The following is a 14,671-nucleotide window of genomic DNA, read 5'->3' as shown; positions in this document are numbered from 1 at the left end:
AGGTAGAAAGCTCAGATGAAAACACAATCATTAAGCGCCCTAGCCCCACAGAACTAATGAAAGAATCCTCTAAGCTTCTATTTAGGATACCGGCATTTTTAAGTCATCCAAGCAGATTAAATCCAGTGCAGCAGGAATTTGTAGATGCAATAATAAAAGAAATAAGAAATGCTCTGCTTTTCCCAAGAACTCTTCCTATAAGTGAGCAGTATCCAGAAACACCATTAACCAATATCAGAAGAATGATCTATTCCAGTTATGGAATGGTATCACTCAATCTTAGACAAAGATATGTAAATGTTATAAAAAATAATCTAAATGAACCTATAGGACAAGAAACCTGGGAAGGAAGTCCATTTGCTCAAATTGAGCCTGCTATGGCTTATCAATATGGGCTGCCGCTTTTATTGATACGAGAAACAGGAGTGGAGCAGACTGGAATTTGGTCTTTTGGAATAGGTCCATTTTTAATATTAGAGTGGGATTCTACCGCAGCAAACCCTATTGAAACCTTTTTTTCAAGGAACGATTGGAAATCTATCTTTGAGAATTGGGTAGGTCAGGTAAGGACGGGCTACTACCTTCAGACACAGCCGGAATTTCAGTACGCATGCTTTAACAAAGAATTTAGATAACCAAAAAGCTTGAACAATATTTTTAATATTGCTCAGGCTTTTTAATTTATGATTTAAGACATCCATTCAGTTTGGAAAACTTTATGTTAGCGTAATTTTAAAATATATGAAAATTGTAAAAAATGTATTTTAAAAAATATTTTTGTATAAAATAAACGATAATTTAAAATTTTATATATTATTAGCGTTTTTTGTAAGCAATTGAAGAAGTATTGTAGTAAAATTATTATTATATAAATAATAATGATAACGCTCATGCTTCTTTTGGGGGGATTATTTTGCAGAATATAAGGTTTTGTGATGAATTGAATGATTTTGCTTTTATTGCTGTAAAGAATAATATAGTCGCTAAGGTAAACCAACATTTCATCCAAATGACTCAGTACAAGACTAAAGAGTTATTAAATAAAGATATAAATGATATATTTAGAAGCTTAAGAATAGGGCCGAATTTTAACTGTGAAGAAACAGAAGATAATAATGGATATTTCATATTCACCAAATATTTAGAGGTGAAGTTTGTGGATATAAAAATTACATATCAAAATGAATTAATTATATATAGCTTTGTTGAAAAAACAAAGTCTAATTTTAATGGTATAGTCTCTTTTACTGATTCGGTAAGTAAAAATGAACATTGTGGAATGGGAATTTATAGTTTTCCGGATAATATACTTCTTAAGGCTAATGATAAGTTCCTCAGTTTTTTTGACGAACCCTTTAATAAAAAGAAAAATACTATAGGATTAGGCATAAAGCATACCTTGAACGGAGTTAAAGAAGCTATATATAGTGATATGTTTAAGAAAGTTATAAGCACAGGGAAGAATGTTAATATTGATGAATATAAGTATGACGGGTTGAGGAGAGGAACAACCTATTGGAAGATATCCTTAATTCCTATTTATGAAGGAAGTAATATAGAATATTGTGTGGCTATTACTGAGGATATAACCGATCAGGTACTTAGAAGAAAAAGGATAGAAGAGCAAAATTTAATCATAAAGCAGCAAAATGAAAAATTGAAGCTGCAGGCTACACTGTTAGAGATGTCTAGAGAAGCTATTTTTGCATGGAATATAGATGGAACTATTGTCTATTGGAATAAGGGAGCAGAAATAATGTATGGATACACCAGTGGAGAAGCCTTGGGATCCGTATGTCATGATTTATTAAAAAGTGTACTTATGCAGGATTTTAAGAAAATTAAAGCACAGGTGCTTCAGGATGGATTTTGGAGCGGAGAGATACAGCATACTACAAAGGACGGAAGAGCACTTGTTGTTCAGGCTATGCATCAAATGATTATGGATGAAGACGGAAATAAGATGATACTGCAGACCAACAAAAATATTACTGAAACAATAATTGAAAGAAAATTGATGGAAGAACAAAGTAAAAAGCTGGAGGCAACTATAGAAAGTGTGGGAGATATTCTGACTATAATTGATAAGGATGAACGCTTTTTAACGCAGAGTAAAACAGAAAAAAGCTATTTTGAACCTAATGGTTTTACTTTAAGTGATAGGTATAATAAGGCGGAGTACTTCGATTTTAAGGGGAATAGATTAAAAAAAGAAGAACTGTGTGAATATAGAGTGCTTAATGGAGAAAAGGTTAGAGAATTAGCTTTTAAGAAGAAAGAAAAGGGAAAAGAGTACTATTATATTACAAAAGGTGTGCCAGTATTGGACTCTAAAGGTGAGGTGGAGCTTGGAGTTTTTATGACTATGGATATAACTGATTTAATGTTGAAGGAACAAAAGATCAGGGCTCAGAATACTCTTTTAGAGGCAATTATTAGAAGTATGCGTGAATCAGTGTATATCTATGATAGCAACGGAAATTATTTAATAAAAAAAGTAAGTGATGATAAAAGTCTTGCAGAAGCTTACGACAGGTTTCAAGAATATTTTGATATGCCGGAAGCCTTTGATTTTAATGAGAATGAGATAACCTTTGAAGAAAATGTAAGTTCAGAAGTATTAAGGGGAAGGACGGTGAAGGATGAAATATTAAAGTATGAGAAAAATGGACAGTATTCTTATAGTGTGGTAAGCGGTGTACCAGTTTATGATGAGAATAATAAACTTATTTATGGAATTACAAGCACTCGGGATATAACGGATATTGTAAGAAACCAGGAAGTGCTAAAAGATACTCAAGACAAATTGCTTGCGGTTGAGAGAGAAAATAATGAAACTTTAAAAAAGGCACTGGAGATGAAGGATGAATTTTTATCTTTAATTTCCCATGAGTTTAGGACTCCTCTTAATGTAATTAATTCTGCAGTTCAATCTATAGAATATTTTCACAAAAAGGATTTGCCGGATAGAGTTAATAATTATTTAAGAATGATAAAGCAGAATACCTTCAGACAGCTAAGGCTGGTAAATAATCTTCTAGATATTACCAGAGCCAATGCTGGCAGCATTAAAATAAACAAGAGAAATTTAGACATAGTATTTTTAACTCAATCTATTGTTGAATCTGTTAAGCCTTATGCTGCACAAAAAAATATCACCATGAATTTTAAATCCTCCTTGAAAAGCAAAATTATTGGTATAGATGATGAAAAATATGAAAGAATACTGTTGAATCTGATATCTAATGCCATTAAATTTACTTCAACCGGTGATTATATAAGCGTAGAACTAACTTATAATGAGGATACAATTTGCCTTGAAGTAAAGGATAATGGCATCGGCATACCAGAGGATAAATTGGATGTAATCTTTGAAAGGTTTGGGCAGGTAGATAGCTCCTTATCACGGCAATCAGAGGGAAGCGGCATAGGCTTATCGTTGGTGAAAAAGTTTGTAGAGGCACTAGGTGGAAGAGTATCTGTAAAAAGTAAGCTTGGCAACGGAAGTACCTTTAGAATATTTATCCCAGATAAAATAATTGATGATAATGAAGAGAACAGGCATGTTGGAGATTTACTGGAAAATCATATTGTACAAAGCATTAATGTAGAGTTTTCAGATATTTATTTATAACAGAATATGTCTGTTACTTGGAAAATGCAATTCCTAATTCCAGTTGGACAGTAAATCTGTTCAACTGTTTTTTTCGTGTATTTATACTCCAAACTTACGTAAATTTAATATTATAAGAGTAGGAGGTGGTTAGTGTGCCTACTGAAATTGATTTGCTGAAAATTGGAAGAATATCTTCAACTATTTCTATAATAATATCTCTGATATTTATATATAGCACTAATGAGTCGCTCCAAATAGAATATGCTAGAGCAAAAGATGAAACCCCTCCTGTGTTTAAGCCGACACCAGCTCAAATAAGTACTGTAGCTTTTTTTATGGCTATTTTCACAAATATGATTAATTACAAAATATCTGTAGCAAGATATGAACAGATAAGAGAAAAACAAGAACAGGGAGATACTACTATTAATATTTCACCTAATATTAAATTTATTTTAGCTACAGGTCTAGCTTTGACTGGTGCCGCTTTAGCATATATCGCTGCAAAAGAAAAATTGGAGTCCGATGTGCAGATAATAATAGCAAGATAAAAGGATGTGTGCCGCTTCCTCTTAATACAGAGTGAAGCGGTTTACTTTTATAGCTTGTTTACAAAATCCATATAGATGTTATACTTTTTAGTATGAGTATAACGACGATATTATTGGGGGAAAAAAATATGAATAGAAATAGTACGAAATCTAATATATTACTGCTTACAGCTGCCTTTATATGGGGGTTTGCCTTTGTGGCACAGAGAGTAGGTATGGACTATATAGGAGCATTCACTTATAATGCTGTAAGGTTTGCCCTTGGAAGCATAGCCATCATACCTATAATCATATTTTTTAAGAAGGATGATGAGAGAGAAATAAAGGTTCCTTCTAATAGGATATACTTATATGGAGTAATAGCAGGAATATTCATATTTGCAGGTTCTTCCCTTCAGCAGGTTGGTCTTATTGGTACTCCAGCAGGGAAAGCTGCATTTATAACTGGTCTTTATATAGTGATAGTGCCAATACTTGGAGTATTCTTAAAACACAAAATAGGGCTTAATTCTTGGATAGGGGCTATAATAGCTGTATTTGGATTATATATTTTGAGTGTTGGAAGCGATTTTTCCATAGCCAATAGCGATTTATTAGAACTGGCAGGGGCTTTTTTCTTTGCGCTTCATATATTAGTCATAGACTACTTTTCAGCCAGAGTTAATTCTATAAAATTAGCTTTTATTCAATATGTTACCTGCTCCATTTTGAGCTTTATTGTGGCCTTCGCTTCTGAGAAGATCGATCTTCAGTCTATTGGAATGGCAGCTATTCCAATAATATACGGAGGAGTTTTTTCCGTAGGTATAGCTTACACTCTTCAAATATTAGGTCAAAAAGGAGCTAAGCCTACTCATGCGGCTATAATATTGAGTATGGAATCAGTATTTGCATCCATAGGTGGCTTCCTTATATTGCAGGAGAATCTTGGAGCGAGAGGACTTGCAGGCTGCGGATTAATGCTTGTGGGAATGATATGCTCACAAATCAATTTTTCAAGAAAAGGGAAGCTTCAGGGACAAGAGAAAAAAAGCGCATAAGCTATAGAAAAGCACAAGAGAATTATGATAAAATATTTATACTAGTCTATGTTTAAAAGGTATAGCGATTTAGGGTTTTTTAGACATAGGCTATTGTATTAATGAGCATTGATGTTTGTTTAAAACACAGAATATTATAAACATTGCTACAATAGCTGGTAAGAGGTGAGAACTTTGGCAGGCAAGAGATATAAAAAATCCTCAGGAAAGTATAAAAAAATCATTAAAAACATACTGCTGTTTATTACAGTTCAAATATTAGTGGCAGGTGCTTTCAGCATACCTATGATATATTATGGACCCTTTGTAAATATAAAAGAGAAAATAGTGACTACTGCTATGGAAACTCTTTCTCATCAGTATCTTGCCACTTGGTTTTTAAGTGACAGCGAAATAAATAAGATAGTTGAAAAGTATAAGGTTCATGATGAAGGAAAAGTTAGTGACGATAAAGCTATAGCGGTGTTTGATTCCAGCATTAAAAAGGATGAGAGTGAAGTCAAATTAGTGGATATAAGCACAAACCAAATAAAAGGCTACATTTTGCTTATATCTAATCCTTCCATGGTATCCATTGCTAGTACTGAACATATGGGGGCTATGGGTACTAAGCTTTTAGACATTATAAAGGAGACAGGGGCGGTAGGCGGAATAAATGCTGGTGGCTTCTCTGACGACAACGGTGTGGGAAACGGAGGAACGCCTATGGGACTTGTTATTTCTAACGGCAAGGTTATATACGGGAAAGAAGGGCAACAATATCAGATAATAGGCTTTAATTCTGACTCTGCTTTGGTACTTGGAAGATATACTCTGGCTCAGGCGAAAGAAAAGAAGATAAGGGATGCAGTATCCTTTGGCCCCTATTTGATTGTGAATGGAGAGCCGATGATAAAGCAGGATATAGGTACCAGCGGCTCCCTAAATCCGAGAACAGTTATAGGTCAGAGAAAGGATGGAACAGTTATAATGCTGGTCATAGATGGCAGACAGGTTAACAGCATAGGGGCGAGTCTCAAGGATGTACAAGATATAATGCTTAGCTATGGAGCCTATAATGCAGCTAATCTTGATGGAGGAGCTTCCACTACCATGGTATATGAAGGAAGGATTATTAATAAACCTTCAAGTCCTGCAGGCCCAAGATATCTGCCTTCTGCTTTTATAATAAAACAGTAAATATAATAGGTTTTAAAAAGTGTTAAAAATCAGCTTGTATTTAAAACGGAAGCTGAATTATATATGGATAAAAGTTTAATAATGATAATATAAATTTAATACATAGCCATTAATTTCAATTTGATGTATTATTATGTGTGAAAGGGAAATATATGAATCATATAGAGCAGGCATTAGAGGAAGCTAATATTGCTTTTGAACTGGGAGAAGTGCCAGTAGGAGCAGTGATTGTAAAAGAAGGAAAAGTTATTTCTAAAGCGCATAATTTGAAGGAAAAAAGCAAGGACGTCACAGCTCATGCTGAAATAATAGCGATAAGAGAAGCAAGCAAAGCCCTAGACAATTGGAGGCTTAAGGATTGCAGCATGTATGTTACCTTGGAGCCTTGTCCTATGTGCATTTCGGCTATAGCTCAGGCTAGAATTAAAGACTTATATATAGGAGCGCCAGATGTGGAAAAAGGAGCTTGCGGATCTATGATAAATTTGGCAGAAGATGAGTATTTTGATTATGCTGTGAATGTCCATTGGTTATATGATGAAAGATGTGGGAATATTCTAAGTGATTTTTTTAAAAAAAAGAGGAAGGAACGTAAGTTATGATAGCAGCCTTTGACTTCAATGAATATAATAAAGGGTTAAGTTATAATAGTTATGATTTTTTTGGATGTCACTTATGTGAAATGTATGGCAAATATGGCGGATTTTTTGCTGTATGGGCCCCTAAAGCTAAAGAGGTAAGAATAGTCGGAACCTTTAATAATTGGGATGGAAAGCATCCTATGCATAGAGATAGGCATGGAGTGTGGACTTTGTTTGTAGAAGGGGTACAAGAAGGACACTACTATATGTATCAGATATTGACAGAGGATAACCAGCAGGTTATGAAGGCAGATCCTTATGGCTTTTATGGTCAGCTGAGACCAGGAAATGCATCAAGAGTTGTAAACTTGGATAGGTATGGCTGGAGAGATCAGGCTTGGATGGAAAGAAGGAAGCACACTAATGTGTATAAAAGTCCTTTGAATATATATGAAGTTCATCCTGGCTCTTGGAAGACTCATGGCTATGAGTATTTCTATAATTTCAGAGAGCTGGGGGATGAGCTGGTAGATTACGTGTATAACATGGGCTATACCCATATAGAGCTGATGCCTCTCACAGAGCACCCTTTAGATGAGTCCTGGGGATATCAGACCATAGGCTACTACTGCCTCACCAGCAGATATGGAACACCGGAAGATTTTATGTATTTTGTAGATAAATGTCACGAAAAGAATATTGGAGTAATAGTGGATTGGGTGCCAGGACATTTTTGCAAGGATGAGCATGGCTTATATAAGTTTGATGGATCACATCTTTATGAAAGCTCCAAGGAGGTCATGAGAGAAAATTATGATTGGGGAACCGCTAATTTTGCCTTCAATAAGCCTCATGTGCACAGCTTTTTGATATCTAACGCTCTCTTTTGGTTCAAAAAATATCATATAGACGGCATAAGAGTGGATGCCGTGGCAAATATGATGTATCTAAATTACGGAAAGAAGCATGGAGCGGGGCTAAAGAACAAATTTGGCGGAGATGAAAATTTGGAGGCCATAAAATTCCTTCAGACTCTCAATGAAGCTGTATTCAGGAATGTTGATAACCCTCTTATGATGGCAGAGGATTCCTCAATAAAAGAAAAAATTACCGCACCTACCTACTTGGGAGGTATAGGTTTTAATTATAAATGGAACATGGGCTGGATGAACGATGTGCTAAGATATATGGAGAAGGATCCTGTATATAGAAAATGGCATCAGGATAGTGTAACCTGCACCATGACTTATACATACACGGAAAACTTTTTACTGCCTCTTTCCCATGATGAGGTGGTCCATGGAAAAAAATCTTTAATAAACAAAATGCCAGGAGACTATTGGCAAAAATTTGCTAATCTCAGAGTCCTTCTTGGATATATGATGGGACATCCAGGCAAAAAGCTTTTATTTATGGGAGGAGAGTTTGGGCAATTTATCGAGTGGAATTGCAAGCAGGGATTGGATTGGCTGCTTTTGGATTATCCCGCTCATAAAAATATGCAGCACTATGTAAAATGCTTAAATCATTTTTATAAAAGTGAAAGAGCTCTTTGGCAGCAGGATCATGAACCTTCAGGCTTTCAGTGGATCGATTATGATAACAAGGAAAAGAGCACTATAAGCTTCATCAGAAGGGGAGATAATGGAGAGTATGCCATAATCATATGTAATTTTACTCCTGTGGTTTATTATGATTTTCCAGTGGGAGTTCCAGAGCTTAAAGGTTACAGAGAAGTGTTTAACAGCGACAGAGAAGAATTTGGCGGCTCTGGGCAAACGGTAGAAGGGGTACTTCAAGCTTTCAGAGAGGGTTTTAAGAGCTTTCCTTACAGTATAAAAACAAAGGTTCCTCCTCTTGGCTTTGTAGTGATAAAACCAGAGTAATAAGGAAATGCTTAAGAGATTTTGGACCTTTAGTTATAGAAATATTATGAGTTTAAATAGCTGATAATAGATAATGTAACTAGAGGTTTTTTATTAAAGCACCATGAAATAAAATTTCTTACAATAAATTATTGACGAAATTTTATTATTGTTTTATGATGAAATTGTAGTTAGAAAATGAAAAGGATGGTGAAAATATGGCTGAGGATTTAAAAAAACTTTGTGCCAAGGAAGCTTTAAAATATATAAAAAATAATTCAATAGTTGGACTGGGCGGAGGAAGCACAATTTCTCATTTAATAAATTATATAAAAGAGGATAGGAATATTAAGGTTAAGGTGGTAACTCCATCAGAAAAAACTAGAATGCTTTGCATAGAAAATGGATTGGAAGTACTGTATACTTCGGACCTAGATAAAGTGGATGTAGCTTTTGATGGCTGTGATGAGGTAGATCATAAGCTTAATGCTTTAAAGAGCGGCGGAGGTATACACACTAAGGAGAAACTCATAGCCAGCATGGCTGAAGAATATGTGCTTTTAGTAGATGAGAGCAAGGTTTCAGAGTCTTTAGCCTTTAAACATCCTGTAGTGCTTGAAATATTGAGAGATGGGTTAAAGTATGTGGAAAAGGAAGTAAGAAAGCTTGGGGGAGAACCGAGCCTTAGAACAAGCACCTCAAAGGATGGCTTTACCATAAGCGATAATGGTAATTTGCTTATGGATGTGAAATTTGAAAAGACTGAAGACATTACAGGGCTTGAAAATAAATTGATGAAAATTAAGGGGGTAATAGATACCTCCCTGTTTGTAAATGTTGTTACCAAGGCGATCGTTATCAGTGAAAGCGGAGTTAGGACTATAGAAGCTATATAATAATTGCTGCATTTTAAAGCAGAGTCATAAAAAAGAAAGGAAGATGGAGCTTATGAAAAATTTGAATTGGGCCATATTAGGGCTTGGAACTATAGCTTCAGAATTTGCAAAGGCCGTAGAAGAATATGAAGGAAAGATTTATGCAGTAGCTTCAAGAAGCCTGGATAAGGCAAAGAAATTTGCTGAAAATTACAAAGTGGAGAAGACTTACGGAAGCTATGAAGAGATGTTTCAGGATGAAAACATAGATGTAGTTTATATAGCCACTCCTCACTCGAATCATTATGAATATATAATGGAGAGCCTTAAGCACAATAAGCATGTACTTTGCGAAAAGGCTATAACCGTAAATGGGAAGCAGCTAAGAGAAATAAATGAACTGGCTAAGAAAAAGAATCTAGTGGTAGCAGAGGCTATGACCATATATCATATGCCTTTATACAAAACAATTCGTCAGCTTATAGACAGCGGAAAGCTTGGAAAAATAAAGATGGTTCAAGTTTCTTTCGGAAGTCTTAAGGAATATGACGTTAATAATAGATTTTTCAGCAAGGATCTAGCAGGAGGGGCCCTTTTAGATATAGGCACTTATGCACTATCCTTTACCAGATATTTTTTATCCAGCCAGCCTGGGGAAGTTCTTACCACAGTGAAAAAATTTGAGACTGGAGTAGATGAGCAGTCAGGAATAATACTTAAAAATGAAGAAGATGAAATGGCAGTGGTATCCTTAACCATGAGAGCAAAGCAGCCTAAGAGAGGAATAGTTGCAGGAGAGCTTGCCTATGTTACAGTGGATAACTTTCCAAGAGCGGATAAAGCAGTGATAACCTATCCGGATGCCACCACAGAGATTATTGAGGCTGGAGAAACCTCAAAGGCTTTGATATACGAAGTAGAGGATATGCATAATTATATAGAAAACAAGGTTCAAGACACTCTAAAGCTATCCTTAGATGTTATGGGAATAATGGATGAGGTAAGAAAGAGCTGGGGAATAAAATATTCTTTTGAATAATTTTGGAATAGAAGTAATTCAAGAGTGCTGCATAATATTGCTTAGCAAGTTTTGCAGCACTCTTATTTTTTATTTAGAAGCTCTTTTTATAGAGTAATAGCATTTCTTTATTATTATGACTACCAAAAGAAGAAAAACAGACACTAAAGCAGTGACACCACCAGGAGCTGCATCTATGTTATAGGATATAAATATTCCAGATAGTATGTCTATAACGCTTATAAATATAGAAAATATGAGGGTTTTTTTGAAGCCTTTATTTATCTGAAGAGCTGTAGCTACAGGAAGAGCTATCATGGAGCCCATAACCAGTACTCCCACAATTCTAATGGAAATGGAGATAGTGGCAGCTACAAGCACTGAAAATATATAATTTATTAAGTTAACTTTTATTCCGGAAGCTCTGGCTCCTTCTTCATCAAATATTAATATTACCAGATGGTTGTACAAAAGGGTTATTACAGCCATAGCAACTATACTTAAAGCAATTACAGTATAAAGATCATTTTTAGTTACAGTAAGTACACTTCCGAATAAGAAGGAATTCACATTTGCATGAATGCTTCCGGAACTCATAATTGTTATAGCAATTCCCACTCCAAGGGCAAGTACTATAGAAAGTATAAGCTCTGCATATCTTTTAAAATAGTTCCTAAGAAATTCAATTAGTATTCCGCATAAGGAGGTAAATACAAAGGCACTCATTATAGGGTTTTGGTTTAGTAAAAGTCCAAGAGCTACTCCTGCCAAAGAAGAGTGTGATAGAGTATCACCTATCATAGAATATCTTCTTAGTACTAGGAACATACCTATACAGGGGCAAAGCACCGATATAAATAAGGAAATTATTATGGCATTTTGCATAAAACTATAATGCAACATGTAGAACACCCGCCTTCTGAAGCTCGCTATATTTATCAGGATAATAAATTTTACCTTTTCCGTCTTGAACATGCAGTATGTAGGAAGAATAGAATAAGGCTGCATCTATGTTATGTTCAATAGATATTATAGTAAGCTTATTGTTTATGTTTAAATCTTTTATGAGAGAGTATATTTCACCCTGACTCTTTACATCTATTCCAGTGGAGGGTTCATCCAGTATCAAAAGCTCAGGACTGCCTATAAGCGCTTTTGCTATGAGTATCTTTTGAAACTGACCTCCAGATAGAGTGCCTACAAGTCTATTTTTATAGGCTTCCATCTTAACCATGGATAAGGAATTGTTAATGACTTCCTTGTCTTTAATTTTAAGTACTTTTCTGGTACTGTTTAGTAATTCATATACCGTCAGCGGGAATTGGGAATTAAAATTCTCAAAGCGCTGAGGAACATAGCCTATTTTTTTAAAATCAGAATGAATACTTCCTTTTTGAGGAAATAATAATTTTAGCAGCATTTTTACAAGAGTGCTCTTTCCACAGCCATTTTCTCCAAGAATAGAAACATAATCCCCATTATTAACGGTAAAATTAAGATCCTCTAAAAGGTAGGTGGGGGAATCACTATATGAAAAATATAAGTTCTTTATTTCAATCATAAAATCATCTCCGAAAAATTTTTTAAAAATCTACATGCAAATCATTTGCATTTAACTCCACATAAGTATATTATATATGTATATGCAAATGATTTGCAACTAAAACATTTGGAGGGTAGTTATAAATGTTAAAAAAATTTATGTCAATTTTACTTGCAGGTGCCACAATTTTTGCATTATCAGCCTGCAGCAAAAAAACTTCAGAAAGTGCCGCAGACAGCTCTAAGCTTCATGTTACGGTTTCTTTTAATGCTATGAGAGATTTAGCAGAAGCCATAGGTAAAGATAAAATAAGTGTAAGAACAATAATTCCAGATGGCACAGAACCCCATGATTTTGAATTAAAACCTAAAGATATAGCTTCTCTTACAGAGGCTAAGGTATTTATATACAATGGTCTTGGTATGGAAACCTGGGCCAGCCAAGCAGTGGAATCTGCTGATAATAAGGCTTTAATATCGGTAGAGGCTTCCAAGGGTGTGAATGCAATAAAAAATACAGATGAAAGCGAAATAAAAGATCATGGTCAATATGATCCCCATGCTTGGCTTAGTATCAGTGCTGCTGAAAAAGAGGCAGAGAACATAAAAAATGCTTTTGAAAAGGCTGATTCTTCAAATAAAGATTTCTATGAAAATAACTATAAGGATTTTAACTCCAGCCTTGAAAGCCTATTAAATGAATATAAGGGCAAATTCGCTTCAGTAAGCAATAAAAATTTTGTTACAGGTCATGCAGCCTTTGCATATCTTTGCAGAGATTTTGGATTAAACCAAGCCAGCGTGGAGGATGTATTTGCAGACGGTGAACCTAGTGCTAAGAAGCTTAAGGAGCTTACGGACTTCTGCAAGGAAAAAGGTATAAAAACTGTATTTGTAGAAGACATGGTAAGCCCTAAGGTATCTCAAACTCTTGCCAATGAAGTAGGAGCAGATGTAAAGCAGATAGCTACTCTTGAAAGCAAGGATGGAGACAAAACCTATATTGAAAGCATGAAAAATAATTTATCCGAGATATATAACAGCATGTCAAAATAATAGGATATGTTTTAAGAGAGTGTTGATACAGGCTTTGATCGCCTAGGCATGGTTTCTTTCAGAACCCATGGAAGAAACTCTAAGGATAATATCAACCTCTTAAAACATATCCTTTCCAACTGAAGGAAATTTTAAATCAGTGTAAAAATCAACACTGATTTAAAACAGGCTGAGAATACTAAAAAATAATTCTTTTTGCCAGCATGAAACGGCTCTGCCAGTAGGAGGTTGTTATGTCTGCAGTTTTTACTACATCGCCGGTTTTGGGGCTGTGGATCATCTGTCCGTTTCCCATATATATTCCTACGTGATCCACTACACCATTTTGACCGAAAGAAAAGAAAACTAAATCCCCAGGCTTCATGTCAGCATAAGAGACTGTAGTGCCCTGGGTGGCTTGCTGAGAGGACACTCTGTTTAAAGTATAACCAGCCTGCTTAAAACAATACTCAGTAAAGCCAGAACAATCAAATCCGCCTTCAGCCAAGGATTCTCCTCCATAAACATAAGGAGTACCCAAAAGTGACTTTGCAGTGGACAATACAATGTTTATTTTTTGCTGAACCATATCCACCTTGAGATATGCAGAGCTGACCCAGCCTATTCTGCCGTCAGAAAGCTGTATCTGTGTCCATCCGCTGGACTGAGAGATAACTTTAACCACGTTGCCCTGCCAAAGCACATGGATAATAGAGTACGTGGTGCCTGGTCCTGAACGAACATTTAACTGAGTAGCATTAACAACTCCAGTTATATTTTGAGCAGAAGCCGTGGAAGCTTGAACAGAAGCAGTATCTGCAGCCTGAACAGTTGTATGAGAAACAAAAGGCATTGTACCGATAACCATGCTACCAAGCAATATTTTTACTGAATTGATTTTCACATCAGAAAATTTTTCTGTTATCAATCTTTTTATTCTTTCATCAAATCCAGTTATATTCTCTTTAAATTTTTCAATAAGCTCAGAAGAAAATTCGCAGGCATTAGGATTAAGTTCTATTATTAAGGAGCAGCCATCATCATTTTCTTCAAGCCTGTAATTCCTGCACAAATCCATAAAAGTATCTCTCCTTTATCATTAGTGGTAATGCTGTTATTATTGACATTAGCATTACAGCTTTTAATTACTGTACTCTTCAAACATAAATCTAACAATTAAATTATTATCAACATTGATTTAAAACATACATTGTTTTTGGAATCTTTCTAAATCATTATATTTATTTGTAAGGCTATGTTTTAAAAGGATGTTGATAAAGGCGTTTTTCGTCTAGCATGGTTTCTTTCAGAACCCATGTAAGTAACTCTAAGGGCCGCTTTGTTATAATTGGCTACCAATTTTATTGCG

13 protein-coding genes are annotated in these 14,671 nt (G+C 35.1%); 10 read left to right on the top strand and 3 right to left on the bottom strand.

Annotated elements, in window-relative coordinates:
- The first annotated feature begins 56 nt into the window (after positions 1 to 56).
- The 9 genes from IAI10_RS22520 (at position 57) to IAI10_RS22480 (ending at position 10,746) form a co-directional block, all read left to right on the top strand.
- On the top strand, positions 57 to 635 hold the full coding sequence (locus tag IAI10_RS22520) for a hypothetical protein (protein WP_315675579.1): 579 nt from the start codon (positions 57 to 59) through the stop codon (positions 633 to 635).
- Between the two features lie 278 nt (positions 636 to 913).
- Positions 914 to 3,634, top strand: coding sequence for a PAS domain-containing protein (locus IAI10_RS22515; protein ID WP_315675569.1), 2,721 nt, complete (start codon positions 914 to 916; stop codon positions 3,632 to 3,634).
- 134 nt (positions 3,635 to 3,768) lie between these two features.
- Entirely contained in the window at positions 3,769 to 4,167 is a 399-nt protein-coding gene (locus IAI10_RS22510) for a hypothetical protein (RefSeq protein WP_315675568.1), read from the top strand.
- 128 nt (positions 4,168 to 4,295) lie between these two features.
- A complete protein-coding gene (locus tag IAI10_RS22505) occupies positions 4,296 to 5,207 on the top strand; it encodes a DMT family transporter (protein WP_315675567.1) in 912 nt (303 codons plus the stop codon).
- A 174-nt stretch (positions 5,208 to 5,381) separates the two neighbouring features.
- A complete protein-coding gene (locus tag IAI10_RS22500; RefSeq protein ID WP_315675566.1) occupies positions 5,382 to 6,386 on the top strand; it encodes a phosphodiester glycosidase family protein in 1,005 nt (334 codons plus the stop codon).
- Positions 6,387 to 6,538: 152 nt separating this feature from the next.
- Entirely contained in the window at positions 6,539 to 6,988 is a 450-nt protein-coding gene (locus IAI10_RS22495) for a nucleoside deaminase (RefSeq protein WP_315675565.1), read from the top strand.
- Positions 6,985 to 8,853: a 1,4-alpha-glucan branching protein GlgB gene (glgB, locus tag IAI10_RS22490; RefSeq protein WP_315675564.1), complete on the top strand. Its 1,869-nt coding sequence runs from the start codon at positions 6,985 to 6,987 to the stop codon at positions 8,851 to 8,853. Before IAI10_RS22495 ends, glgB begins: the two co-directional genes overlap by 4 nt.
- 197 nt (positions 8,854 to 9,050) lie before the next feature.
- Complete coding sequence (gene rpiA / locus IAI10_RS22485; protein WP_315675563.1) at positions 9,051 to 9,728, top strand: ribose 5-phosphate isomerase A; 678 nt, start codon at positions 9,051 to 9,053, stop codon at positions 9,726 to 9,728.
- Positions 9,729 to 9,771: 43 nt separating this feature from the next.
- Positions 9,772 to 10,746, top strand: coding sequence for a Gfo/Idh/MocA family oxidoreductase (locus IAI10_RS22480; protein ID WP_315675562.1), 975 nt, complete (start codon positions 9,772 to 9,774; stop codon positions 10,744 to 10,746).
- Between the two features lie 69 nt (positions 10,747 to 10,815).
- Here the strand turns inward: IAI10_RS22480 and IAI10_RS22475 are convergent, their stop codons facing one another.
- Together IAI10_RS22475 and IAI10_RS22470 are read right to left on the bottom strand one after the other, a co-directional pair.
- Positions 10,816 to 11,628, bottom strand: coding sequence for a metal ABC transporter permease (locus tag IAI10_RS22475; protein ID WP_315675561.1), 813 nt, complete (start codon positions 11,626 to 11,628; stop codon positions 10,816 to 10,818).
- Entirely contained in the window at positions 11,615 to 12,286 is a 672-nt protein-coding gene (locus IAI10_RS22470) for a metal ABC transporter ATP-binding protein (RefSeq protein ID WP_315675560.1), read from the bottom strand. Before IAI10_RS22470 ends, IAI10_RS22475 begins: the two co-directional genes overlap by 14 nt.
- A gap of 125 nt (positions 12,287 to 12,411) precedes the next feature.
- Here IAI10_RS22470 and IAI10_RS22465 point away from each other — a divergent pair, with 125 nt between their 5' ends.
- Positions 12,412 to 13,323: a metal ABC transporter solute-binding protein, Zn/Mn family gene (locus IAI10_RS22465; protein ID WP_315675559.1), complete on the top strand. Its 912-nt coding sequence runs from the start codon at positions 12,412 to 12,414 to the stop codon at positions 13,321 to 13,323.
- A 178-nt stretch (positions 13,324 to 13,501) separates the two neighbouring features.
- Here the strand turns inward: IAI10_RS22465 and IAI10_RS22460 are convergent, their stop codons facing one another.
- The gene (locus tag IAI10_RS22460; protein ID WP_315675558.1) at positions 13,502 to 14,380 is read right to left on the bottom strand and encodes an SH3 domain-containing C40 family peptidase; all 879 of its coding nucleotides are present in this window, start codon (positions 14,378 to 14,380) and stop codon (positions 13,502 to 13,504) included.
- Positions 14,381 to 14,671: the final 291 nt, after the last annotated feature.

This window comes from Clostridium sp. 19966, assembly GCF_032335695.1.
Classification (GTDB): Bacteria; Bacillota; Clostridia; order Clostridiales; family Clostridiaceae; genus JACTOJ01.
Note: the sequence above shows the minus strand (reverse complement) of the source record. Positions and strands in the feature narration are given on the sequence as shown.

Bases quoted from the DNA above. Each gene is read 5' to 3' on its own strand.
- IAI10_RS22505 (WP_315675567.1), top strand. From the start codon at position 4,296: ATGAATAGAAATAGTACGAAATCTAATATATTACTGCTTACAGCTGCC.
- rpiA (WP_315675563.1), top strand. From the start codon at position 9,051: ATGGCTGAGGATTTAAAAAAACTTTGTGCCAAGGAAGCTTTAAAATAT.
- IAI10_RS22470 (WP_315675560.1), bottom strand. From the start codon at position 12,286: ATGATTGAAATAAAGAACTTATATTTTTCATATAGTGATTCCCCCACC.
- IAI10_RS22460 (WP_315675558.1), bottom strand. From the start codon at position 14,380: ATGGATTTGTGCAGGAATTACAGGCTTGAAGAAAATGATGATGGCTGC.
- IAI10_RS22495 (WP_315675565.1), top strand. From the start codon at position 6,539: ATGAATCATATAGAGCAGGCATTAGAGGAAGCTAATATTGCTTTTGAA.
- IAI10_RS22465 (WP_315675559.1), top strand. From the start codon at position 12,412: ATGTTAAAAAAATTTATGTCAATTTTACTTGCAGGTGCCACAATTTTT.
- glgB (WP_315675564.1), top strand. From the start codon at position 6,985: ATGATAGCAGCCTTTGACTTCAATGAATATAATAAAGGGTTAAGTTAT.
- IAI10_RS22480 (WP_315675562.1), top strand. From the start codon at position 9,772: ATGGAGCTTATGAAAAATTTGAATTGGGCCATATTAGGGCTTGGAACT.
- IAI10_RS22520 (WP_315675579.1), top strand. From the start codon at position 57: ATGAAAGAATCCTCTAAGCTTCTATTTAGGATACCGGCATTTTTAAGT.
- IAI10_RS22475 (WP_315675561.1), bottom strand. From the start codon at position 11,628: ATGTTGCATTATAGTTTTATGCAAAATGCCATAATAATTTCCTTATTT.